Raw genomic sequence first — 24093 nt, forward strand, 5'->3', positions numbered from 1 at the left:
AAGCCATCCATAAGGCATAATCAGGGCGCGGTATTCCGCGCCTTTTTTTATTGGATAACATGCTTAAAATTCCTGAATCTGTACTGGTCGTTATTTACACCAAAGACTTAGATGTTTTGCTGATCGAACGTGCCGACCAGCCCGATTTTTGGCAGTCGGTTACTGGTTCTAGAGATAGTCTGGATGAACCCTTATTGCTCACTGCACAGCGGGAAGTCATGGAGGAAACCGGGATCGACTCCAGTGCGGCTGGTGTCGCACTGAGTGACTGGAGGATTTCTAATATTTATGAAATTTACCCGATTTGGCGACATCGTTATGCTCCCGGTGTGACGCAAAATACCGAGCACGTATTTGGTCTGTGTGTGCCACCAAACATCCCAATTCAGCTAGCGCCACGCGAGCATGTGCAATACTGCTGGTTGCCATATCGTGAGGCCGCGGATCGTTGCTTTTCGTCTTCCAACGCAGAAGCGATTTTGCAGTTACCTGCAATGCACGCGCTTGCATGATTGCCCTTTACTACTTTGTTCATCATTGATTGATTTGCCCATGAAATTACGGATTGCCACCTACAATATTCATAAGGGCGTTAGTGCATTTGGACGACGCACGCGTATTCATGACATCAAAGCTGCGATTGATTTGCTGGATGCTGATCTGGTATTTTTGCAAGAGGTACAAGGTCAGCATGATCTGCATGCAGCGAAACATGCGCATTGGCCAGAACAATCTCAACATGATTTTTTGGCGGGAGAATCGCATCATTCTGCTTACGGGATGAATGCAATCTATGAGCATGGACATCACGGAAACGCATTACTAAGTCGTTTGGCGATTTCTGATTTTACTAATCATGATGTCTCTGACCATGCTTATGAACAGCGCGGGATTCTGCATGCAGTAATTAGTACGCCTGGTGCTGATATCCATTGTTTTGTGATTCATCTGGGTTTGTTTGCAGCTAGTCGCCGTCGTCAGGTGCAAGCACTGATAAATCAGATTAAACATAGTTTGCCCGCTGATGCGCCTCTGATTATTGCGGGTGATTTTAATGATTGGCAAAATCATTTGAGCGCTAGTTTGTACCAGGGCCTAGGGGTGACAGAAGTATTTGATAATGTGATTCCAACGACAGGTAGTAGTACTTTTTTTTCGCGTAAAAGTAGTATTCAACACGGGCGGACTTTTCCGGCAGGCTTGCCTTTTTTACGTCTGGATCGTGTGTATGTCCGTGGTTTTAAAATAGAAAAAGCTCAAGTCATGACCGGTGCGCCATGGACTAAATTGTCTGATCACGTACCGATTGTGGCAACGCTGGAGCTGATCTCTGTAATGGCTCCAGAGTCAACAAAAAATTCAAGTCTCTTGCCCGACCTGACGTCTGATAAGACCCATGCGTAAGCTCCAGTTTGTCTCTGGTAATGAGGTGCGCTTGCTATATTGTGGTGCAGAGTATTTTTCTTCCTTGGTCGAAGAAATAGACGCTGCGCAAAAAGAAATTTATCTACAAACCTACATCTTCTCAAACGATGTAAATGATCCCACTGCCATGCGTGTGCAACAAGCTTTGGTGCGCGCCGCACAACGTGGCGTGATGGTACGAGTCATCATTGACTGGTTAGGCAGCGGTGGCCGACAATCAGACGCTTTAGTTCATCATTTTATTCAATCAGGGGTTGAATGCCGCAGTTTTAATCCTTGGTTCAAGCGTGGTCTGGCACGTACTCATAGAAAAATTTGTGTGATTGATCAGCGTTGCGCTTTGGTCGGTGGTCTGAATATTATTGACGACTTGATTGCCGACGATGGCTCTGGGCACGCACTGACGTCGCCACGCTGGGACTTTGCGGTACATGTGGTCGGCGCCTTGGTTGAGCATATCCGTTTAGAAGTGGCAACCCAGTGGATGAAGTTGGGGCGTTTAAATCTAAAATCGCGCTTTCAACTACTGCGGCGATTGCGTGAAGAGGATCAGGAAAACTCGCATCAGCCGATGCTGGCCACCTTTGTGGTGCGGGATAATTTGCGCAATCGCGCCACCATACAGCGGGCTTATTTGCACGCATTAGGATTTGCCAGAAAGCGCGCGATACTCGCCAATCCTTACTTTGCACCCGGCAGAAAATTCCGTCGAGCCTTAATCTCTGCCGCCAGTCGTGGCGTTGATGTGACCTTGCTGGTCGGCGTCGGTCAATTCCATTTGCAAGATGCAGTGACGCATTCTTTTTATCCAAAATTACTTAAGCACGGTGTCAAAATTGTCGAATATCGTAAGACGGCTTTGCATGCCAAGGTCGCGGTGATTGACCATAACTGGGCCACCGTCGGGTCGAGTAATTTTGATGGTCTGAGTTTATTCGTCAATCAAGAAGCCAATGTCGTGATCCGCGATGTTGGTTTTACCGAAAATCTGACGGCGCATCTGGAGCAGGGTATTGCCGATGGCGTCGCCATCGTTGCTGCGGACTATGCCAATCAGCCTTGGTATAAGCGTGCCTGGTACGGTTTTGCGTATATGGTTTATCGCAGCCTGATGCGTATTGTGACGCTAGGCGGCTATACCTCATGAAGCTGTACGGCGTTGACTTTACCTCTGCACCGGGCAAGCGCAAAGGAATTACGATTGCCGCCGCAGAACTACAGCCTGCAAGGGGAGATGAGCAGCCGACCTTGGTGCTGCAATCGCTGGCATCTTTGTCTGACTTTAATCAATTTGATGTCTGGCTACAAAGCCCCGGGCCTTGGTTAGCTGGCTTTGATTTACCTTTTTCTTTGCCGCGAGAACTGGTAGAGCAGCTGATCTGGCCTGATAACTGGGCAGATTTGATGCGACATTTAGAATGCATTACTCGGGCTGAAATGCGCGGATTATTTAAAGCTTTTTGCGATGCGCGACCAGCCGGTAATAAATTTGCCCACCGCGCCACCGATATTCCTGCCAATTCCTCACCGTCGATGAAATGGGTTAATCCGCCCGTCGCCTACATGTTGCATGCCGGTGCCCCACGTTTGTTGCGCGCAGGGCTGCACTTGCCCGGCATCCATTCTGGTGACGCTACAAACCCTGCACACAACGACTATGCAGAGGCCAGAATCGCGCTAGAGGCTTATCCTGGCATGGTGGCACGCAGTATCACCCGCGCATCTTATAAAAACGACGATAAGCGCAAACAGACTTCAGAGCGGCGCGACGCCAGAGCGCAAATAATTGATGCTTTGGAAGCCGGCAATACGCCCTGGCAGATTCGCCTGGGTTGCGGCGAATTCCGTCAGCAATTATTGGAGGATGGTAGCGGTGACTATCTGGATGCTGCCTTGTGTGCAGTACTGGCAGCTTGGGGCTGGCAGCGACGGGATGCTAATTTCGGCTTGCCAGAGTTTGATGCGCTGGAGGGTTGGATTGTTGGTGCTTAGCTGGATAAACCCAGATTTTCCATTAGACCGCTACTACTTCGCAAAAAACGCAGACGGCGTGCGGTCTTCAGAGGGATAACACCACCGCGATTTGAGTGGGACCGCTACAGCGACAATTGCACCTTTGGCGAACTGCCTGGCGTTGTTGCTCCTCCTAGCAAGATGCAGCTTGCGTCGTCGTCGCGTCTAGCCAGTCAGTCCGCCAAAGGCACACTTGTCGCTGTTCCAATGGAAAATCTGGGTTAAATAGTCTTCCTGATTTATCGTAAATGTATCAAGAATTAAATATACTCCTATATAGTATATTTAAGATGTCCAATTAATCATTGGACATTTGGCATTATTTATTAAAAAATTGGGGGAGTATATTGATTTTTAGTTTGGATGATCTGTTCACTATGGCACCGTAGTCGCACTGCGATCAATCTTTAAACCTAATTGTTCGATCCCTTGTTTATCCCGCTGCTGCCTGTATCCCGGCAGTGATAAATCTCAATAAATAGGGCGCAGCAACAGCGGCATTACGTGCCGGACATAATCCTTCTGATAAACGCTCAATCCGCGTATCTACCACGTGATGCAATAACGCCCCAAGTGCAAATTGATAGCACCAGAAAACAGTGGCTTTGGATGCCGTAGGCAAAGCGCCGCTTAAGGCGGCGATAAATTCTCTTGCCATGGGATCATAAAACTCACGGGTAATCCGGTCGCTCGCCTCATGTCTGTCCACCACGCCGCGCATCACAATGCGCGAGAAATTAACGCCATGATCCTGCTCATTCAGTTTTAACACCGGAGTAATAAAGGCGGCAATAATGGCGTTTAAGGCGACTTCGGGATTGGTATGTAATTTCGCCAGCCGTAGCTCTGACAGGCGCTCTGCCATATAGCTGCTATGGTGCTCGTAGATGGCGTGATACAACTCATTTTTTGCGCCAAAATAATATCCCACCAGTGCGACTGGCACGCCAGCTTCATGAGCAATATCGCGTATCGATACACCCTGGTAGCTTTGCTCTGCAAAACACTTCTCCGCAGCAATCAAAATCGCGCGTTTTCTTCCGCTTAGATCATCTAATGAGCTCATGGGAATCTTTATTAGAAAGCAATTGCTTGGTCTGCGGATTGTACGACCGTACAAGCATTTGTCTATGCGCGGCGCAGCATTTGCACTTTCTTTGTGCAACCTGTTCACAGTGCCCAACAAATCTCTTGTAATTGAGTGGGGGGTGAAATACATTCAATAAAACAAAAATGCACAATGTGTCTGATCTAAACCCAAGACTTTGTAAACAGTCAGAGCTTGGTCAGGAGAGAAAAAATGATACTCTACCCGCACTGGTCAGACAGCCAAATTACATATTAACGACAAATTGACGACAGTTTGACGACACACTAGGCACATATAAACGGGACAATCGTGGGACAAGTTTTAGGGCAAATGAACAGTATCAGAATCGACAAATGGCTATGGGCCGCCAGATTTTTTAAAACCCGTACCCTCGCCACCAATGCGGTCGAATTAGGACGTGTGCTGCAAAACGAAGAACGTATTAAGCCTGCCCATAACGTCAAGCCTGGTGATCTGCTAGAAATTCATCATGCTGACCAGATTTGGATTATTCAAGTGCTGCGGATATCTGATACGCGCGGCTCCGCTGTAGTTGCACAGAGCATGTATCAAGAAACCGAGGCAAGCATCGCCCAGCGAGCCAAGCTTGCACAAGACAGAAAATATTTCCGCGAACCGAGTGCTACACTCACCGGACGTCCTACCAAACGAGACCGGCGTTTGCTCGATTTCAGCAGAAATTAAAAAGGGCGGGAGACTTTAGTTTGATCTTTGATTTATATATGGCCTCAATAATGGCCTCAGAAAAAATCGTAATTCGGTAATATCAAGCAATTCTCGTAAGTCCAAAAACTTAGGAGCCTGGTGAGCATTAATGATTTACCTTAGGTGTTTAGCCCCAAATTGTCGTCCTCTAAATAGATACTCTCCTCTAAAGCCGTTTTCTAGTTTGACTTTTAGTGCGCTGTGCTTAATAGTACGAGCGTTCGATTAATTCACATGTTTGCATCATAGTTGTGCGTCTGTGCATCATTTCAATACGAAAAATGTAATATGAATATGACATCAAAATTTATGCGTAAAGGCGAACTTACCCGCGCCGCCATTTTGGACGTGGCCTTAGACGCCGCTAGCCGCGATGGTATCGAAGGTTTAACGATAGGTTTGCTGGCCGACAAAATGAACATGAGCAAGTCTGGCGTGTTTGCTCACTTCGGCTCGCGTGAAGATTTGCAGATCGAAGTGCTAAAGTTGTATCACCAACATTTTGAGCAAGAAGTGTTTTATCCCAGCATGAAAGAAGAACGTGGTCTGCCGCGTTTGCAATCCATGTTTGCCTTATGGGTCAAACGCGTCACGGTTGAAATCGCCTCCGGTTGCATCTATATCAGCGGCGCAGCCGAATACGATGATCGCCAAGGCCCCATCCGTGATGAGCTGGTAGGTATGGTGCATGCATGGCAAGGCGCATTGCGTCGTGCCGCAACCTTGGCAATACAGTTGGGTCACTTGGATCAAGATGTAGACCCGGAGCAGATAGTGTATGAAATGTATGGGCTGATTTTGGCACTACACCACGACGCACGGTTTTTACGCAAGCCAGGCAGTGTAGAAAGAGCCGCAGCAGGGTTTGAAAGATTGATTGAATGTTATGCGCCGCAAGTGGAAAAAGCTGTCACGGCTTAATTCGATTTAACAAGCCATCAATAAGTGGCTTGTAATTGATCAACAAGCGACCACTTAAATCGTCGCCAGGTAAGTAGTCATAAAGAATGTCATAAAGAATGTAATAACGCCGTCTTAATTTTGTTTTACTTTTTAGTCTTCAGGAGAAAATCATGGGTCAATACGTCGCTCCCTTGCGTGATATGCAGTTCGTTCTGCATGAGCTGTTAGCCGTAGAAGGCGAACTAAAGCATTTGCCAAAATACGAAGAAATTGATGCCGATATCATCAATCAAGTATTAGAAGAAGGTGGCAAATTCACTTCGCAAGTCTTGTTCCCATTAAACCATTCTGGCGATCGTGAAGGTTGCCATCACGATAAAGTAACGCACGCTGTTACCACACCAAAAGGCTTTAAAGAAGCCTACAAACAATACGTAGAAGCTGGCTGGCCAGCATTGTCTTGCGACCCGGAATACGGCGGCCAAGGCTTGCCACTGGTGCTGAATAATTCATTTTACGAAATGATGAATTCTGCCAATCAAGCCTGGACTATGTACCCAGGTTTATCACACGGCGCCTACGAATGTATCCACGAACACGGTACACAAGAACAGAAAGATTTGTACTTGCCAAAACTGATCAGCGGCGAGTGGACTGGCACGATGTGCCTGACCGAGCCACATTGCGGCACTGATCTTGGTATGTTGCGTTCTAAAGCCGAGCCAAAAGCTGATGGCTCCTACATGATCTCCGGCGCGAAGATTTTTATCTCCGCTGGTGAGCACGACATGGTTGATAACATCGTGCATCTGGTGCTGGCACGTTTGCCTGGAGCACCAGAAGGCTCCAAAGGGATTTCTCTGTTCATCGTGCCTAAATTTTTACCTAATGCGGATGGCAGCGTTGGTGCGCGTAATCCTATTTTCTGCGGCGCGATCGAAGAAAAAATGGGTATCCATGGCAACTCAACTTGCCAGATGAATATGGACGGCGCAAAAGGTTGGTTGATCGGTCAGCCGAACAAAGGCCTCAACGCGATGTTCGTCATGATGAATGCAGCACGTCTGGGTGTGGGTATGCAATCCCTGGGCTTGACTGAAATCGCTTACCAAAATGCCCTGATCTACGCAAAAGACCGTCTGCAAATGCGCAGCTTGTCCGGCGTAAAAGCACCAGACAAGCCAGCCGATCCTATCATCGTGCATGCTGATGTGCGTCGTATGTTATTTACCGCCAAAGCCTATGCTGAGGGTGGACGTGCATTTTGCGCCTACGTTGCTTTGCAGCTGGATAAAGAATTAAATCACCCTGATGAAGAAGTCCGCAAAGAATGCGCTGACGAAGTCGCACTCTTGACACCAATCATCAAAGCCTTCATCACCGATAACGCTTGGACAGCCACCTCTGAGTGTATGCAGGTATATGGCGGCCACGGTTTTATCGCTGAGTGGGGCATGGAGCAATATGTACGTGATTCACGTATCAACATGATCTACGAAGGCACTAACACAATCCAGTCTTTGGATTTGTTAGGTCGTAAAGTCTTGGGTGATAACGGCGCTAAGTTGCGCAAGTTCGGTGCAAAGGTACAAGCATTTGTTGAAGCTAATGGCACCAATGAAGCAATGAGCGAATTCGTTACTCCATTGGCTGAGTTGGGCGACAAAGTCACGAAGCTGACAATGGAAATCGGTATGAAGGCGTTCCAGAATCCAGATGAAGTCGGCGCTGCTGCTGTACCGTATCTGCGTGTTGTCGGTCACATGGTGTACAGCTACTTCTTCGCGCAAATGGCAAAAATCGCTCTGGAAAAACAAGATTCCGGCGACACCTTCTACAAAGCAAAATTAGCGACAATTCGTTTCTACTTTGCACGTCTGTATCCAGAAACAGCGATGCTGATCCGCCAGGCACGTTCTGGTTCTGCAAATCTGTTATCGCTCGAAGCTGATTTGTTCTGATGAAATACTGAGCAGGCGTGGGGTGCAACATATACACCTTTACGCCTCTCTTCCATTTCAAGCGGTGCGCGTGGCGAACCCTATGAGATCTAAGCCTCTCTCATCATTGAGAGAGGGCACAAAGAAATTGCTTTTCGTTGTTCTACGAATTCCACATGAGGTTAAAAATGACCAATTTCATCGTTAAAAAAGTCGCCGTTCTTGGTGCCGGTGTGATGGGCGCGCAAATTGCTGCGCACTGCATCAACGCAAAAGTACCTGTCGTATTGTTTGATCTGCCAGCCAAAGAAGGCCCGAAAAACGGTATCGTTTTGCGCGCGATCGAGAACCTGAAAAAATTGAGTCCTGCTCCGTTCGGCAACAAAGATGACGCAGCCCTGATTGAAGTCGCTAATTACGAAGACAATCTGGAATTGCTCAAAGGTTGCGACCTGATCATTGAAGCGATTGCTGAGCGCATGGACTGGAAGCATGATCTGTATAAGAAAGTGTCCCCTTACATCGCACCAAACGCGATCTTCGCATCCAACACATCTGGTCTGTCCATTACGGCCTTGTCCGAAGGTTTTGAGGCTGAATTAAAAGCCCGTTTCTGCGGCGTGCATTTCTTCAACCCACCGCGCTATATGCACCTGGTTGAATTAATACCGACGGTAGCAACCCGTCCAGAAATCATCGACCAGCTCGAAGGTTTCCTGACTACTACATTGGGCAAAGGCGTTGTACGCGCCAAAGATACACCGAACTTCATCGCCAACCGTGTTGGTATTTTCGGTATGCTCGCCACGATTCATGAGGCAGAAAAATTCGGCTTGTCCGTCGATGTCGTCGATGATCTGACCGGTAAAAAACTCGGCCGCGCTTCGTCCGGTACTTTCCGTACCGCCGACGTCGTAGGTCTGGACACGATGGGTCATGTCATCAAAACGATGCAAGATAATTTGTCCGACGATCCATTTTTTGCTGTCTACAAAACCCCAGAAGTATTAGCGAAACTGGTTGCCGCCGGTGCACTGGGTTCCAAAACTGGCGCAGGTTTCTATAAAAAAGTAGGCAAAGATATTCAGCGCCTAGATTTCGCCACAGCACAATATGTGACTGGCGGCGCGAAAGCGGATGACGTTGTTGCCCGTATGCTGAAAGAAAAAGATCCCGTCAAGAAAATGAAAACCTTGCGTGAATCGACCAATGTACAGGCGCAGTTCCTGTGGGCGATTTTCCGCGATGCTTTCCACTACATCGCTGTACATGGTGCAACGATTGCCGACAATGCACGCGACATCGATTTCGCAATGCGTTGGGGCTTCGGCTGGAATGTCGGTCCGTTCGAGACATGGCAAGCATCCGGCTGGCAAGAAGTTGCTGGTTGGGTGAAAGAGGATATTGATGCGGGTAAAGCATTGTGTAACGCACCCTTGCCAGCTTGGGTATTTGACGGACGCACAGGCGTACATACAGCAGAAGGCTCCTGGTCAGCGGCGAGCAGCACTTATGTACCACGTTCTACATTAGCGGTATATGACCGTCAGGCTTTCCGCGCTCCTGTATTGGGCGCTGGTGCACCGACTGGTGCAACCGCTGGCACGACGTTCTTCGAAGACGACTCCGTTCGTATCTGGCACCAAGGTACTGACCAGAAGCCTGATGACGTACTGATCTTGTCCATGAAGACTAAGATGCACGTGATTGGTCCTGGCGTAATCGAAGGCATGGAAAAAGCGATTGCCGAAGCCGAGAAGAATTACAAAGGTCTGGTAATCTGGAATGCTGATGCAGCCGAAGGCGGTGCCTTCTCAGCAGGTGCTGATTTGCAAGCGATGTTGCCATTGTTTATGTCTGGTGGCGTCAAAGCCATCGAGCCAGCGATCTCGCGTCTGCAACAAGCGCATCAAGGATTGAAATACGCTAATGTACCTGTCGTCGCTGCAGTTGCCGGTCTGGCACTCGGCGGTGGTTGCGAACTGATGATGCACGCAGCGAAACGCGTGGCTTCTATCGAATCGTATATTGGTCTGGTCGAAGTTGGTGTAGGTCTGGTACCAGGCGGTGGTGGTTTGAAAGAAGCCGCAGTCCGTGCTGCAGCCGATGCCAAAGGTACTGACCTGCTGCAATTCCTGAAGAACTATTTCACCAATGCAGCGACAGCCGCAGTATCCAAGTCTGCATTAGAAGCGCAAAAAATGGGTTACCTGTCGCAAGACGACGTAATCGTATTCAATGCCTACGAATTGTTGCATGTAGCGAAAGTTGAAGCACGCGCCATGTTTGATGCTGGCTATCGCGCACCAATGCGCAAGCTGGTGCCAGTCACTGGTCGTCACGGTATCGCATCGATCGCAGCACAACTGATCAATATGCGTGATGGCGGTTTCATCTCTGCACATGATTACAAGCTCGGCAAGATGATTGCCGAAGTAGTCAGCGGTGGCGACATCGACAACGGTAGTCTGGTCAGCGAACAATGGTTGCTCGACCTGGAGCGCAAAGCGTTTATGGAATTGTTGAATCATCCAAAAACGCAAGAGCGGATCATGGGCATGATGCAAACTGGCAAGCCAGTTAGAAACTAATCGGAGTACACAACATGACTAAACAACTTCAAGACGCTTACATCGTCTCAGCAACACGGACCCCGATCGGCAAATCTGGTCGCGGCATGTTCCGTAATACACGTCCTGACGATTTGCTGGTGCGCGTATTGCAATCTGCATTTGCCCAAGTACCTAATCTTGATCCAAAACTGGCAGAAGACGCCATCATCGGCTGCTCTTTCCCAGAAGGTCCGCAGGGTCTGAATCTAGCTCGTATGGGTATCTTGTTGGCAGGTTTGCCAAACACCATCGGTGGCGTCACCATCAATCGTTATTGCGCATCCGGTATCACAGCAGTGGCAATGGCGGCAGATCGTATCCGCGTTGGTCAGGCAGATGTCATGATTGCTGGTGGTGTTGAATCAATGTCCATGGTGCCAATGATGGGTAACAATCCATCGATGAACATGGCGATTCTGAAAGACGAAAACGTCGGCATGGCCTACGGCATGGGTCTGACGGCAGAGAAGGTCGCGCAACAATGGAAAGTCTCGCGTGAAGCGCAAGATGCGTTTGCCCTACAATCTCATCAACGTGCCATCGCTGCGCAAAACGCGGGTTACTTTGATGCGGAAACTACTTCGGTTGACATCATCGACCGCGTACCAAATCTGTTGACTGGCGAGATCGAATTAAAAACCCGCACCGTCAGCCGTGACGAAGGCGCACGCCCAGATACATCCTTAGAAGGCTTGGCAAAACTGCGCCCGGTGTTCGCAAACAAAGGTAGTGTGACTGCGGGTAACAGCTCGCAAACGTCTGACGGCGCTGGCGCACTGATCTTAGTTAGTGAAAAGATTTTGAAGCAATTCAACCTGACTCCGCTGGCACGTTTCGCATCCTTCGCAGTACGCGGCGTACCACCAGAAATCATGGGTATCGGTCCTAAAGAAGCGATTCCCGCAGCCTGTCGTGCCGCTGGTATTACGCAAGATCAGATCGACTGGTTTGAGCTGAACGAAGCCTTTGCAGCGCAGTCTCTGGCAGTGGTACAAGACCTCGGTCTAGATCCAGCCAAAGTCAATCCTATGGGCGGCGCGATTGCTCTCGGCCATCCGTTGGGCGCGACTGGCGCGATCCGTTCTGCGACCACGATCCATGCTTTGCATCGTAATAATCTGAAGTACGGCATGGTGACGATGTGCGTTGGTACCGGCATGGGGGCAGCAGGCATTTTCGAACGCATGTAAATGGAAGACTTTGATTAAGCTACCGCGCAACTCAATCTTTAACCTGCGATGCTCAACGTACTAAAGTACGCCTGCGCTTCTCGATTAAACCTTGAGCCGCTCGCTATACTTACTCAAAGTTTCCGCTACTTGATAAAACAAAAAACCGCATATGAAATTTTCTGTGCGGTTTTTTATTGATCGATCAAGCTAAAAATGGATAGTGAGCTTGATTCAGCAAATTCCAGCATAATCTGTACACCATAAATTTAATCAAAACTCAGGAGATCACATGGATATTTTGACCCAAATAGAGAATGGCGTTTTGTCGATTGCATTCAATCGCCCAGAAAAGAAAAACGCCATTACTGCCGCGATGTACCAGGCAATGGCAGACGCAATTACCGCAGCAGAAGATAACACTGCCGTGCGCGCTATTTTGATCAGCGGCAGGCCAGAGATTTTTACTGCAGGCAATGATCTGGAAGACTTCATGAAGAACGCCACCGCCGAGCACGCGGGCGTGCCACCGGTCTACCAGTTCATGCATGCCTTAAGTCACACTAGCAAACCAGTTGTTGCTGCGGTATCTGGCGCTGCAGTTGGTATCGGTACTACCTTGCTGATGCATTGCGACATGGTGTATCTGGCCGACAACGCCAAACTGTCTATGCCGTTCACGCAATTGGGCTTGTGTCCAGAATTCGCTTCCAGCTTGATTTTCCAACAAATCGTCGGCTATCAACACGCAGCAGAAAAATTGATGCTAGGCGAAGCATTTAGTGCTCAAGAAGCCTACGAAATTGGCTTCGTTAATAAAGTCTTGCCGCTAGAAGAATTAATGCCTTATGCGCAGAAACAAGTCGCTAAATTAGTCGCCTTGCCAGCTGCTTCTATTCGCGCTACCAAGCGCCTGATGAAGAGCAATCAACAAGAAGCTATCGTCGCCAAAATGGGTGAAGAAAACGTTCACTTCCGCACTATGTTGACTGCACCAGAAGCAAAGGAAGCATTCATGGCATTTTTTCAAAAACGTAAACCGGACTTCTCGCAGTTTTCTTGATGTATTGGCGGGTGCTCTGTCGTAACGTAAAGTGCCACAGAAGCTGAGATTTTTGCCATAGAAGGCGAGTTTTTTGCCGCGGAAGTTGAGACTAGAAAATTGCGTAAGGTCGGCCATTAGGCTGACCTTTTTCTTTTGAATCAGAGGGAAATCGTCGGTCTCACTAGTTGCAACGCCAATAGCACCTGCGGCAGCCTCACCTTCACCAGCAGCACCAATGCAGGCAACTACACTGGCACTGTCAGCATCACCCCCAGCCCAGCAGGCACAGGCACCAGCCTTGGCATTAACCTCACCGTCAACGCCAACCCAGAAATGGTCACCTACATCCACACAGACGGACTAGGTAGTCCGGTTGCCAAGACCAATGCCAGTGGCATCAGAATCACCCAGACCAAATACGAAGCGTACGGCATGGCGGTTGCGGGCAGTGACACACCCACGATTGGATTTACACGGCATGTCAATGACGTGGATACAGGGCTGACGTACATGCAGCAGCGGTACTATGATCCTGTGGCGGGAAGGTTTCTGAGTGAGGATCCTGTGCTTACGGATGAAAATACTGGTAGAGGATTTAATCGATATTCTTACGCTCAGAACAATCCCTACAGATACATTGATCCTGATGGGCGTACTGATATAGAAATCCAACCGATAGTTATTCTTCCTGCGCCTTCAGTTACAATCACAGGACACCGTGACCCGTTCGTAAATGATCCGTTTTTTAGTCCCGTCGTTGGTTCTCCATCATCAGGACCGAAAATGCCAAGTGTTCCTAACTTAATCCGCAGCGGATGTGTAAGTATGCCGATGGCGTGTCTATTGGGTGCTAGTATTATTTTCGCGAAACCACCACGTGATGCGAAAGATCCAAATGGAGCAGAGGCTCCAGGTAAGCCGAGCGAAGCTGATGGTTTCACTGATCCAAAAGACGGCGAAAATTGGGTCAAAAACCCTAACGGTTCAGGTATTGGTTGGGAAGCCAAGGATGGCAAGGTATGGGTGCCAACTAGCCAAGGCGATATCGCTCATGGAGGACCACACTGGGATGTGCAAGATCCGAGAACAGGTGGACATAAAAATATTCTTCCTGGATGAAAAGAGAGATGAACGATTTAAAAATAACTTTGATTGCTAAAGAAATTGAATATGGATCTCAAATTGATGAAGCTGCTTTTTTCTACTGGATAGACAAAATTGAAGGAATCTTGTGGAAAGGGGTTCATGATTCAATTCACATTGATATTCCATCAAACCAAATTGAAGACGGAACGTTACGGGAGCTACTTGCTCTGTTTTATCGATATAAAATTGATTCACAACAACTGACGCAATTTATCAACGATTCCAATAGGTCATGGGTATTGAATAAGCATGCGTATTGGTATAGCGGTTTGATGGGACTATAAATTCGAGGAAAGACGGGGTAAGCAAGCGCAGCCCGGGCTAGGTAGGTTGGCGAAGAGCAAAGCGAAGCTCAACATCTCAGGCCGGTAAGCATCAGATCAATCGTGAGACGTGCGCAATAAAATAAAAAGTCGTTGTTGTTATCAGATTGCGTCTTAAAACGCGCATTAGGAGGATGTTTGCATAAAAGTAGGAGTGCAAGAAAATCTCAACTTCTTTGGCAGAACATAAGAAAATCTCAACTTCCGAGGCAACCAGTCTCACATTCTGTGGCAATTTTTCTTAGGAAGTAGTATTTTTGGTTATTTCGGTCTCAACTTCTGTGGCACTTTACGAGATGGAAGCATAAGCAAATAATGGTTTATGCTTCCATTTCTATTTGAAAATACACATAGGTAGTATATTTAGCACGTCCATAAAGTAAAAGGGGAACTAGGTTATTTTATTAAAAATGATGGGGAGTATCTAAAATATTCATTTTTTGATTAGTCAAATCGCCGAGAAAATCGGTTCTGGGTACTTCTCGCTATATGCTTCATTTTTCAACAAACATTTCCATACCATTTTTCAAATTTCCTCATCACATTCTAATTATTTTTATGATCAAAATTAGTCGACATTTTTGTTTTGTCTCCATTCTCTTGTCATCTTTAATATCTCATGCAATCGCCCAGCCAACAGAGACGCAAGCGATGATGGATGTGAAAAAATTAGCCAGTGCTGAGATGGCGGGCCGTGCTACTGACACTCCCGGTAGCCAACTGGCGCGTGAATATATTATTGGACGTTTGCAAGGATTGGGTATCAAGCCATGCAATACTGATTTTATACAGACCTTTGATGTCGTGATGCGGAATGGTGAACATAAGCGAGGTAGCAATATTATCGCTTGCCAGTCAGGAACCTTGCTCGACCATGCTAATGCAACGGCAATGATCGTCTCGGCGCATTACGATCATCTGGGCGTGCGCGGTGGTAAAACGTATTTTGGTGCCGATGACAATGCATCGGGTGTTGCTGGCGTGTTGGCAATTGCCGAGGCGATGCAAAAGACGCTGCCGCAACATGATGTGATTTATATTTTATTTGATGCAGAAGAGTTGGGACTACAAGGTTCACGTGCTTTTGCCAGCAAACCGCCAATTGACATTGATCGTGTGGGTATCAACATCAACTTTGATATGATTGCCCGTGGTGACAAAGGCGAGTTGTATGCCAGCGGCACTTACCACACGCCTTCACTCAAACCTATATTGGCGCCGCTGGATGCCAGCAAAGACGTCAAGGTACTGTTTGGTCATGATCGCCCAGAACAGGGTCAGGATGATTGGACCAAGCAATCTGACCACTACAATTTATTTGCTGCTGGTATCCCCTTTATTTACTTTGGGGTAGAGGATCATCCTGACTACCATCAACCAACTGATACCGCAGACAAAATCAATCCCGTCTTCTTTATGGGTGCTGTTGAGTTAGTCACCAAAACGACTTATCTGATTGATCAGGCCTTGGTCACGACTAGTTTCAGAAGAAAAAGCTAAGCAGTTACTGCGCTTGCCAAGTAAGCCGAAGCTGAATTTATTTGCCTGTCTTCTGATACTCATTTTTTGCCCATATCGGCAAAGGCATTTCTGCTGACGCCAGATTTTTTAAGCGTTTATATAGTAGACAGGTTTCTAATAGATTGCTGATGCGTAGCAGAGTTTCGATCAGATCAAAGGGTTTGGTCAGAAAGTCTTTGGCGCCTAGCGATAAGGCGCGGCGCTTCGCTTCTTGGGTGACATCTGCGCTTAACACCATCACGGGGCGAAATTCATCTGACGATGTTCGCTTAGATAATTGTTCTAGCACTGCAAAACCATCTAAGTCCGGCATCATCAAGTCCAGTAATATCAGATCGGGATCGAAAGCGGTGACTAGATCCAGGGTTCTGCGTGAGTCGGTAGTGCTGACGACGTTACTAAATCCTTCACGTGCCAGCATGTCTTCCAACACGTTGATGTTTTCTATTTTGTCGTCAACGATGAGGATGCGCATAACGAGCAAATCGGTAATATTCATGACAGTAATCGATCCAGAGTCGAAAAAAATAAGCTGACATCAAGGGGTTTAGTTAAGTACGCATTGGCGCCTGCTGACATCATGTGCGTTATCGTTGAGGGTAATGCATCTGCGCTCAAGATTACTACGGGTATTTTCTCCATTGCGGGTGTTGCGCGAACAGATGCGAGCACCTGTTCTCCATCCATATCTGGTAAATGAAGATCGAGCAAGATCAGATCGGGTTGTTGTGATATCGCCAGTTCCAGCCCCCCAGAACCAGATGAGGCGCTGATGAGGGTGATGTTGCGACGGCGTGATAGCAGAATTTCGACCAGCGCCAGATTGGACGATTGATCTTCTATATATAGCACCGTACAGTTGCGTAGTAATCTGGGTTGAACTGGGATCGGTGTTAAGGCCGCCGGGTTGATGGCAATGTTGTCTGCGACCGGTAAATCGATCCAGAAAGTGCTGCCCTTTCCGGGACTACTGGTCATCTCAATGTCGCCGCCCATTGCCCGTACAATTTGGCGCGATACCGCCAAGCCAAGTCCGGTACCTTCACTTGAACGATGTTCCGCGCCGAGACGGTCAAATGGCGTGAATAAACGTTCTTGTAATTCTGCGGGAATACCTTTGCCCGTGTCGCTGACTTGTATCCGTGCTCTGCGTCCTTGGACCAGGACGTGCAGGCTGGCACTGCCATTGGGTTCGTTATACTTGACTGCATTTGACAGCAAGTTGAGCATCACTTGCAATAAACGTTTGCGGTCGGCCAGAACATGGATTTTTTTAGGCTGATCTGCTGGATTTATTGGATTTGCTGTGTCGATGTCTGGGTCGAGTTTGATGCTAATGTCGATACCGGTTTGATCGGCGATCGGTGTGATCAGCGCGACCGCTTCTCGCAGCAAGTTGTCCACCTCAACGGCTTGCAGGTCGATGTCAATTAGCCCCGTTTCAATACGGGCGATATCCAGCACTTCGTTAATAAGCGCGAGCAAGTGCCGGCCACCTTTCAGAATATGCGCCACGCTGTCACGCGCTGCTGGTTCTTGCAGATCACGTTCCAATAATTGAGCAAAGCCGAGAATTGCATTCAATGGCGTGCGTAATTCATGACTGGTACGCGACAGAAACTCCGTTTTTGCGTGGTTAGCCTGCTCCGCTTCACGATAGGCTTTTTCTGCCTCGGCACTGCGTGTGGCCAGCAAAATACTCGCATGATCCAGCCTGCTGGCTAGTTGTCCAAGCTCATCTGTGGCAGGTTCTGCCGGCACCAGCGACGCACCACGCGCCAGCCGCTCGGCGTTGTCGGCCAGACGATGCACCCGGCGTACGATACCGGTTGAAAATAACAGCACCGCTAGCAGTGCACCTAACGCTCCGGCGATACCTGCAATGGCAGTGGCAATCATCGCACGCTGATTAACTTGCTCTGCGTATTCTTCACGTTGTTGTAGCAATAGCTCCTCGCGCGTACGCATGGTGTCGATGCTGCGGCGTAGTTCGTCCAGCACCATTTTGTTTGATACGAGGATAGGAATCAAAGTGGAGGAGGGGGTGTTGCTGCCCAGCTCAACCAGATGATGGAGTCCCTCACTTTTTTTTGCCGCAAGTGCTGCGACACGTTCAAGCAAAATGACTTGCTGCGGATCACGGATCTGTAGTCGCAGGCGTTGCAGTGGTTTTGGTAGATCCGTTTCTGCGATCCGATACGGTTCCAAAAAATTGGTCTGGCCCGTCAACAAATAACCCCGCACACCAGTCGCCGCCTCGGCCAGCAACGTATGCACCTCCTGGATATCATGCTGAATTTGCAGGGTGCGTTGTATACCTTGTTGCGCTTGCCTGCTTTCAAGACTCATGACATAACCGGATATCAGCGCCGCCAGCAGCACCAGTACCGGTACCGCAATTACCACTAAACCTTTTAATCTTAGCGGTTGATTTGACCACCACTGTGACATCTTGATTTGTATGCTGTGTTTCATGTCGCTCCCGAATTGCCAAAGCCAAGTTCTACTGCACGTGCTGCCACTTGGGTACGGTCGTTGAGTCCTAATTTATGAATAATTCTCTCGACATGTACCTTGACCGTACCAGTCGCAATCCCCAGCCGTAAGCCGATGTCGGCATTTGTCAGTCCGTGAGGCAGCAGCACCAGCACTTCACGTTCTCGCGGGGTGAGTTGCTGGGATAAGGCTTTACTCTGCTTGCTACTAGCTTGCAAATTACTTGCTGGTAGAGATAGTGCCGACGATAATGCCAGCGCCAGCATACTGGCCAGCGTAGAGAGTGCTTGTAAGTCAGCCTCAACCGGAACGGGTATGGGTTTGCGATTAACTAATTGCAGAATACCAACCGGGTTGCCCGCAGCACGTAGCGGCAGTAAAAGTTCCAGACTCGCCATCGCACCGGCGGGTAATAGCATACGGCTCACACTGTTTTGTCGTACCATCAGGTTTGCGTCGGGCTTTAATGTGGCGGCAAGTGTACCTTGTGCTGAAAAACGCAATCCACTCGGCAGTACGTCGCCGCGAGACGCTTCAATCCGCAGCGCACCATTGTCTGCCACCATGACCGTGCCGGATTCAAACGCACAAAACTCCAGCGCATAGCCCAAAATAGCCGGAATAGCTGCACTGTTTGCTGACGTTGTTAGCGCCTGTCCGGCGTCATATAACAACCTCAGACGGGCGGTATTGGCTTTCTGATCACGGTAATGACTGCGCAAGGCGTGTGCTGAAGGGTGGGGAGTGGTAGGCATACGTAATAGTATATGCCGAACAGCATACCTTTGCCTATGTCAGTGAGCGGATGTGGCGATTCTATTGCCAAGTCATAGTGCGTCATCGCAATCACAAGCTGCGACACACTTTTAATGACTTTTTGGAGATGTATATGAAATCCCTTTTACTCGCTATTTCACTGTTAGTTGGCTCATCTGCGTTTGCAAAAGACCTACCAAGAGTCTACGGTAACGAGGTAGTCGCGCCTGCCAATGCGGCAGAGCAAGAAATTTCCAAGTTATTTGATCGCTGGAACGCAGCACTCGGTACCGGCAAGCCTGCAGAGGTCGTCAAGCTTTACCACCCGAAGGCTATGTTGCAACCGACCGTGTCAAACCAGGTGCGTACTACGCCCGCTGAGATTACTGATTATTTCGAGCATTTTTTGGTGCTTAAGCCAACGGGCGTCATCAACTATCGCCAGATTCGTTTGTTAGATGCAGACTCCGCAATCGATAGCGGCGTCTACACCTTTGATCTGACCAAAGATGGCAAGCACTCCAAAGTACAGGCGCGTTATACCTACGTGTATAAAAAAGTAGGAAATGACTGGCTGATCTTAAATCATCATTCATCCGCTATGCCAGAACAGGTTTCGATAAACTAATCGAAACTAATCAATCAGTTGATGATGCTGATCCGAAAAATCTGGGTTGAACATAACAGGCGTATCAAGGATTACTTCTTCATGCGTCTGTTTTTTTTAGATGGTTGTAGATGATATGCGGATGATCATGAGCAAACGAGGCGTGCTAACGATGTGATGAAGTCGCAGAAGTATAGCTAGATTCCGCATACTTTAATGGTAGCAAAATGTAATATCTGTACTAACGATCTTTTGACCTAAAAACAGAATTTCATCTTTGTCAGCAGTGCGGCTGCCCCGGTATTGATATTGAAGTAAATATATATACTCATAGTTAGTATATTTTAGTCGTCCTTATAATCATTGGTTAATAATTGGATTTTATTGAAAATAATAGGGAGTATATTTTTTTGTGCCGAATATGGATCGGAAGACCAAAGAAAACTATCCTCGTTGTACCTAGATGTGATCTGCAAGCATTAGGTTCGCTACAAATCTAGAGAAGTCACCAAAACGATTGCTCCATTAAGGTATTTACCAAGGTCTTTCCGAAATTGATTACGCCACCTATCCAAATGAAAGAATCGCTCGCTCTCGTCATTTAATTAGTTTCTCAAAAACCACTCCGCGCTATCCGCCAAAAAACATCCTCAATCTCAACTCCCTTTGGAAACGGCTCTCTGGGAATGTTCCAATAATACTCATTCACTTTGCCTTCACTAATCACCAGTGGTTTGCTGATCGCCGTGATGTAAGGAGGGTTTTTGGTCTGGACATAACGCAGCTCGTACTCTCCATCGAGTATGTTGTCGAACTTGATTGAGCTGCCGAGGTTGGTGATGTAAGCGTGGCGTAATCCGGGGCATGTTGGAACACGAGCCACGCATAGTTTGAGATAGGCATCAGATTGTGCAGAGTTGTTGATGATCTCTATCTTGCCCTTACCGCTGAGTTGTTCCTCTGTCGGTATGATCAAATAACTGGTGCGGACTGGCCATGTATCGCCATTTGGATTGCGCGGTGCGACTTCTGCCGGCGTTGCGGATTGCGTCGGGTTTATGGCGATTACTGTTGATGCAGGCATGGCTTTGGAGCCGTAGGTGAGCAGTTTCTCTTGTGCCTCGATAGCTTTTGCCGCTGGTGACGTATCAAGCGGTTCTATTTTTATTGGTATTGGTATTTTGCCTGGTGCCGACGTCGTCGTGACTAACGGGGCGCTTGAGACAGGGCGATTAGGCAGGGGAAAGATACTTTTTGTTTGCATTCCCTGCTGTCCTAATATTACATTGGTGATGCAGATATAAATGATCGCAAAAACAGAGGCCATTAAGGACGCGGTGTGGCTCCTAACGATGGCGTAGCTATCCGTGAAGTGGTCTTTATCCTTGGGAATCCATCGGCCAATGTCACGACCAGTTTGAAGATGGTATATCCAGGCGATTGCTGTTAATAAGAGCAATATCCAAAGACAGTTGCAAAATAATTCGTAAGTAGCCAGCGCGAAAATGGCGGGTAGCATAAACAGAAATTCGCCCAATTGATGTTCTGCATGCGCTGGTAATGCGGGCATGTCCAATATAAATAAAACTAGGACTTGCTTACGTGTTGGATGCTTCATTTTGATTGAATGCCGCAACGGTAATTCCTGTGAGTATGGAATTGTCTTAGCGATAGTTCATAGAGCAGCGTATTCATGAGGTTTACAAATAATCATCGGCGCAGGAGTGATCGTTCCGGCACCGATGTTTTTTAGTGATGATCGTAACTATCTATTTCGGTACTGCCGCTCCTGTTGGCATCAGATACTTATCCAAAAACTGTAAAATCCTCTCGCTGGATTCTGCCTGATTTTTCTTTTTGCTAAAACCGTGGCCTTCATCGGCGAAGACGACATACTCGACAGGCACCTTATTCTTTTTCACTGCGTCAACGATTTCATCGCTTTCTGCTTTGAGTACACGCGGGTCGTTAGCACCTTGGATCACCATCAAGGGTTTGCGGATTTCGTTAGCGTGGAATAGCGGTGAGGTGGCGATCAGGAAGTCTTTATCTTTGACTGGATCGCCGATTTCGTCATACAAGGCTTTACGCTGTTCTTCCCAATATGGCGGAATACTTTCTAAAGTGCGTAACCAGTTGCTGACACCAAAAATATCGACACCGACTTTGAATGTTTCTGGACGAAACGCCAGGGCAGCTAGGGTCATATAACCGCCGTAACTGCCGCCCATGATGCCGATGCGTGCCGGGTCGATATAGCCCAGACTAGCGAGGTAGGTTTTAGCTTCGACGCAGTCCCATAAAGGCTCGCGTCCATGCTTACGGTCGTCGGCGGTATTAAAGCTTTTGCCATAGCCAGAGCTGCCGCGATTATTGATGCCCAGGACGGCATAGCCGTGGTTGACCAAGTACTGGATTTGCGAGCTATAACCGCGTCGCGTCTGACCACCGGGGCCACCATGCACATACACAATGGCTGGGACTTTGGTATTAGCGGAAGCACCTTTTGGTTTGTAAAAAATCGAAGGGATTACGGTGCCGTCGAAGGAGGTAAAACGAACGACTTCTGCTTCAACCAGATCATCTGGATTGATTTCTTTATTCAAGCTTTGTGTCAATTGATGGGTTTGCTTAGTTTTAAAATCATGAACGTATAAGTTATTTGGCGAGCGGTCGCCATTCACATAAAACGCCATGAGATTGCCGCTGGCAGAGAACGTCGTGCCGCGCATTTCACCACCTGGCAATTTGGGTAGAGCGACAGGTTTTTCTGAGGGGCCTTCGACCACGCGGATGACAGTACTACCATCTTGATTTACGACACTAATCCGGAAACGTCCGTCTTGTGAAAAGCTGGTGCCGGTGATGTCCCAATCTGCTTTTTCATGTTCTTTCGTGAAGCCGCTTGTTAGATCATACGTGCGGATAGAGGTAAATTCGCCGCCTGCATTGGATGCGTAAAACAGCCGTTTTGATGCGGGATCAAAATTGGCGATGTAATGTCCCGCGGCACCTTGATGCGGGGTAATCAGTTTAGTTTCGCGCGTGACGGTATTGTATAAATAGATATCGCTGTCGGAGGTAGTATTTGTTTTACCAAGGGCAATCCATTTACCGTCGTCACTGATGCTATCTGGATTCATGCCAGTTTCCGATTTGTAGATCAGGGTACGGGCGTAGGTTTTTGCATCGTATTTATACATGTCGAAGTACTTGGGGTCGCGTTCATTGCTGATGAGATAAAAACCGCTACCGTCATTGATCCATCCAGCAAATTCAGCTTTGAGTTTATCGCCGGGCGTCAGATCTTTTTCTGAACCATCTAACTCGCGTACGTACACATGGTTGTTTTCGTCACCGCCTTTGTCACGGGTGAACAGAATGCGGTTGTCGGTATAAAAATAGCTAATCGCGTAGGTGCTGTCGGTGCTCGATTTAGTCAATGCTACCGGTTTGCCGCCTTGCACCGCGATGGTGTATGCATTAAAAATACCGGATTCATTGCTGTTGAATAGTATTTGTTTTTCATCCTTGCTAAACGATGCACCGTTGATACTGGTGGTCGCCATAAACTGTTCTATCGAGTAGCGTTTATAGTTTTGTGTAGCTTGCCTTGCTTGTTTGCTTGGTTTTTGATCTTTACTGTCTTTGCTATCCTTGCTGGTATCGGCCGCGACTGGTGCTGCATGCAGAGCACTAAAGCCGAAAGCGGCACTGAGCAAAATGCTGAGAGTAGATATTTTTATGGCGTGGCGCATCAATTTCATACGATCTCCTGATTAAGTAGTGTGGACATGTGGTTCAGTAAAATCTGGACAAATTCTTTACTGCGATAGCACTGTAAATGCTGCTTGAAGATATTTTGGTGATGATGCGACCAACTGCAAAATTCGATGATCGGACGACAAGTATGCAAGGATAGCCAGTGGCTTTCAAGCGATAAGTGATGCTAGTTGATAAATAATAAATTAACAACAGTAGGTTTGGAACATAAAGTTCAGTCAATCCAGTGTGTTCTGCGACTAGGTTTGAGTACTTTAAATATTCTTAATAGATATCTCTGGTGTGTATCGCCGAAAGGGCATCGGTTGATTGTTATCTGCTGATAAAACCTAGCATTTAATATACTCCCCTTAATTTTTTATAAATATGCTTAATTGTCCAAAGATTGTATGGACAATTTAAATATACTAGCAAGGAGTATATTTATATTACAGGATGTGCAGAACATGTGAAATGCGCTAAAGCCCGCCAATCACATCGTGTAATGGGTGCCATAATTTATGGGCGGGATGTGCAAACATACTCATCAAAATAAAAA

The 24093-nt window shown here is 47.7% G+C and carries 20 protein-coding genes; 14 read left to right on the forward strand and 6 right to left on the reverse strand.

Annotated features, from left to right (window positions below; translation table 11 throughout):
* Nucleotides 1–59: 59 nt before the first annotated feature.
* The 4 genes from nudB to RGU72_RS18880 are packed head-to-tail and all read left to right on the forward strand — an operon-like array spanning nt 60 to nt 3417.
* Entirely contained in the window at nt 60–512 is a 453-nt protein-coding gene (gene nudB / locus RGU72_RS18865) for a dihydroneopterin triphosphate diphosphatase (protein ID WP_322121209.1), read from the forward strand.
* A 40-nt stretch (nt 513–552) separates the two neighbouring features.
* Nucleotides 553–1404 carry an endonuclease/exonuclease/phosphatase family protein gene (locus tag RGU72_RS18870; protein ID WP_322121210.1) on the forward strand — a complete coding sequence of 284 codons (852 nt, stop codon included), beginning with the start codon at nt 553–555 and terminating at the stop codon, nt 1402–1404.
* Nucleotides 1397–2572, forward strand: coding sequence for a phospholipase D-like domain-containing protein (locus tag RGU72_RS18875; protein ID WP_322121211.1), 1176 nt, complete (start codon nt 1397–1399; stop codon nt 2570–2572). The genes RGU72_RS18870 and RGU72_RS18875 overlap by 8 nt, the downstream gene beginning before the upstream one ends.
* Nucleotides 2569–3417: a DUF429 domain-containing protein gene (locus RGU72_RS18880; RefSeq protein ID WP_322121212.1), complete on the forward strand. Its 849-nt coding sequence runs from the start codon at nt 2569–2571 to the stop codon at nt 3415–3417. The genes RGU72_RS18875 and RGU72_RS18880 overlap by 4 nt, the downstream gene beginning before the upstream one ends.
* 454 nt (nt 3418–3871) lie before the next feature.
* On the opposite strand, the gene RGU72_RS18885 is transcribed toward RGU72_RS18880, so the two are convergent.
* Nucleotides 3872–4504 carry a TetR/AcrR family transcriptional regulator gene (locus RGU72_RS18885; RefSeq protein WP_322121213.1) on the reverse strand — a complete coding sequence of 211 codons (633 nt, stop codon included), beginning with the start codon at nt 4502–4504 and terminating at the stop codon, nt 3872–3874.
* 354 nt (nt 4505–4858) lie between these two features.
* Between RGU72_RS18885 and RGU72_RS18890 the strand changes: the two genes are divergently transcribed.
* The 9 genes from RGU72_RS18890 to RGU72_RS18930 all read left to right on the forward strand — a co-directional run bounded on the left by RGU72_RS18890 (nt 4859) and on the right by RGU72_RS18930 (nt 15892).
* Nucleotides 4859–5233, forward strand: coding sequence for an RNA-binding S4 domain-containing protein (locus RGU72_RS18890; protein WP_322121690.1), 375 nt, complete (start codon nt 4859–4861; stop codon nt 5231–5233).
* A 330-nt stretch (nt 5234–5563) separates the two neighbouring features.
* Nucleotides 5564–6175 (forward strand): TetR/AcrR family transcriptional regulator, encoded by a 612-nt coding sequence (locus tag RGU72_RS18895; protein ID WP_322121691.1) that lies wholly within the window; start codon nt 5564–5566, stop codon nt 6173–6175.
* A 152-nt stretch (nt 6176–6327) separates the two neighbouring features.
* Nucleotides 6328–8118 carry an acyl-CoA dehydrogenase C-terminal domain-containing protein gene (locus RGU72_RS18900; RefSeq protein ID WP_322121214.1) on the forward strand — a complete coding sequence of 597 codons (1791 nt, stop codon included), beginning with the start codon at nt 6328–6330 and terminating at the stop codon, nt 8116–8118.
* A gap of 167 nt (nt 8119–8285) precedes the next feature.
* Nucleotides 8286–10688: a 3-hydroxyacyl-CoA dehydrogenase NAD-binding domain-containing protein gene (locus tag RGU72_RS18905; RefSeq protein ID WP_322121215.1), complete on the forward strand. Its 2403-nt coding sequence runs from the start codon at nt 8286–8288 to the stop codon at nt 10686–10688.
* Between the two features lie 14 nt (nt 10689–10702).
* Nucleotides 10703–11899, forward strand: a complete 1197-nt coding sequence (locus RGU72_RS18910) for an acetyl-CoA C-acyltransferase (protein ID WP_322121216.1) — start codon at nt 10703–10705, stop codon at nt 11897–11899.
* A gap of 271 nt (nt 11900–12170) precedes the next feature.
* Nucleotides 12171–12941, forward strand: a complete 771-nt coding sequence (locus tag RGU72_RS18915) for an enoyl-CoA hydratase (protein WP_322121217.1) — start codon at nt 12171–12173, stop codon at nt 12939–12941.
* 135 nt (nt 12942–13076) lie between these two features.
* Nucleotides 13077–14042 carry a polymorphic toxin type 37 domain-containing protein gene (locus RGU72_RS18920; protein ID WP_322121218.1) on the forward strand — a complete coding sequence of 322 codons (966 nt, stop codon included), beginning with the start codon at nt 13077–13079 and terminating at the stop codon, nt 14040–14042.
* A gap of 8 nt (nt 14043–14050) precedes the next feature.
* Nucleotides 14051–14353: a hypothetical protein gene (locus tag RGU72_RS18925; RefSeq protein WP_322121219.1), complete on the forward strand. Its 303-nt coding sequence runs from the start codon at nt 14051–14053 to the stop codon at nt 14351–14353.
* A gap of 597 nt (nt 14354–14950) precedes the next feature.
* Complete coding sequence (locus tag RGU72_RS18930; protein WP_322121220.1) at nt 14951–15892, forward strand: M28 family peptidase; 942 nt, start codon at nt 14951–14953, stop codon at nt 15890–15892.
* Between the two features lie 37 nt (nt 15893–15929).
* On the opposite strand, the gene RGU72_RS18935 is transcribed toward RGU72_RS18930, so the two are convergent.
* From RGU72_RS18935 to RGU72_RS18945, 3 genes are read right to left on the reverse strand one after another with little or no spacing between them, the layout of a single operon-like run.
* Nucleotides 15930–16412 (reverse strand): response regulator, encoded by a 483-nt coding sequence (locus tag RGU72_RS18935; RefSeq protein ID WP_322121221.1) that lies wholly within the window; start codon nt 16410–16412, stop codon nt 15930–15932.
* Nucleotides 16409–18388 (reverse strand): ATP-binding protein, encoded by a 1980-nt coding sequence (locus tag RGU72_RS18940; RefSeq protein WP_322121222.1) that lies wholly within the window; start codon nt 18386–18388, stop codon nt 16409–16411. Before RGU72_RS18940 ends, RGU72_RS18935 begins: the two co-directional genes overlap by 4 nt.
* Nucleotides 18385–19164, reverse strand: a complete 780-nt coding sequence (locus RGU72_RS18945; RefSeq protein WP_322121223.1) for a response regulator transcription factor — start codon at nt 19162–19164, stop codon at nt 18385–18387. Before RGU72_RS18945 ends, RGU72_RS18940 begins: the two co-directional genes overlap by 4 nt.
* 134 nt (nt 19165–19298) lie before the next feature.
* Between RGU72_RS18945 and RGU72_RS18950 the strand changes: the two genes are divergently transcribed.
* Nucleotides 19299–19793, forward strand: a complete 495-nt coding sequence (locus tag RGU72_RS18950) for an SgcJ/EcaC family oxidoreductase (RefSeq protein ID WP_322121224.1) — start codon at nt 19299–19301, stop codon at nt 19791–19793.
* Between the two features lie 592 nt (nt 19794–20385).
* Here RGU72_RS18950 and RGU72_RS18955 read toward each other — a convergent pair.
* Together RGU72_RS18955 and RGU72_RS18960 are read right to left on the reverse strand one after the other, a co-directional pair.
* Entirely contained in the window at nt 20386–21390 is a 1005-nt protein-coding gene (locus RGU72_RS18955) for a hypothetical protein (protein ID WP_322121225.1), read from the reverse strand.
* Nucleotides 21391–21541: 151 nt separating this feature from the next.
* Nucleotides 21542–23539, reverse strand: a complete 1998-nt coding sequence (locus RGU72_RS18960; RefSeq protein WP_322121226.1) for a S9 family peptidase — start codon at nt 23537–23539, stop codon at nt 21542–21544.
* Nucleotides 23540–24093 lie beyond the last annotated feature (554 nt).

Origin of the sequence: Undibacterium sp. 5I1 (assembly GCF_034314085.1) — a bacterium.
Taxonomy (GTDB): Bacteria; Pseudomonadota; Gammaproteobacteria; order Burkholderiales; family Burkholderiaceae_D; genus Undibacterium.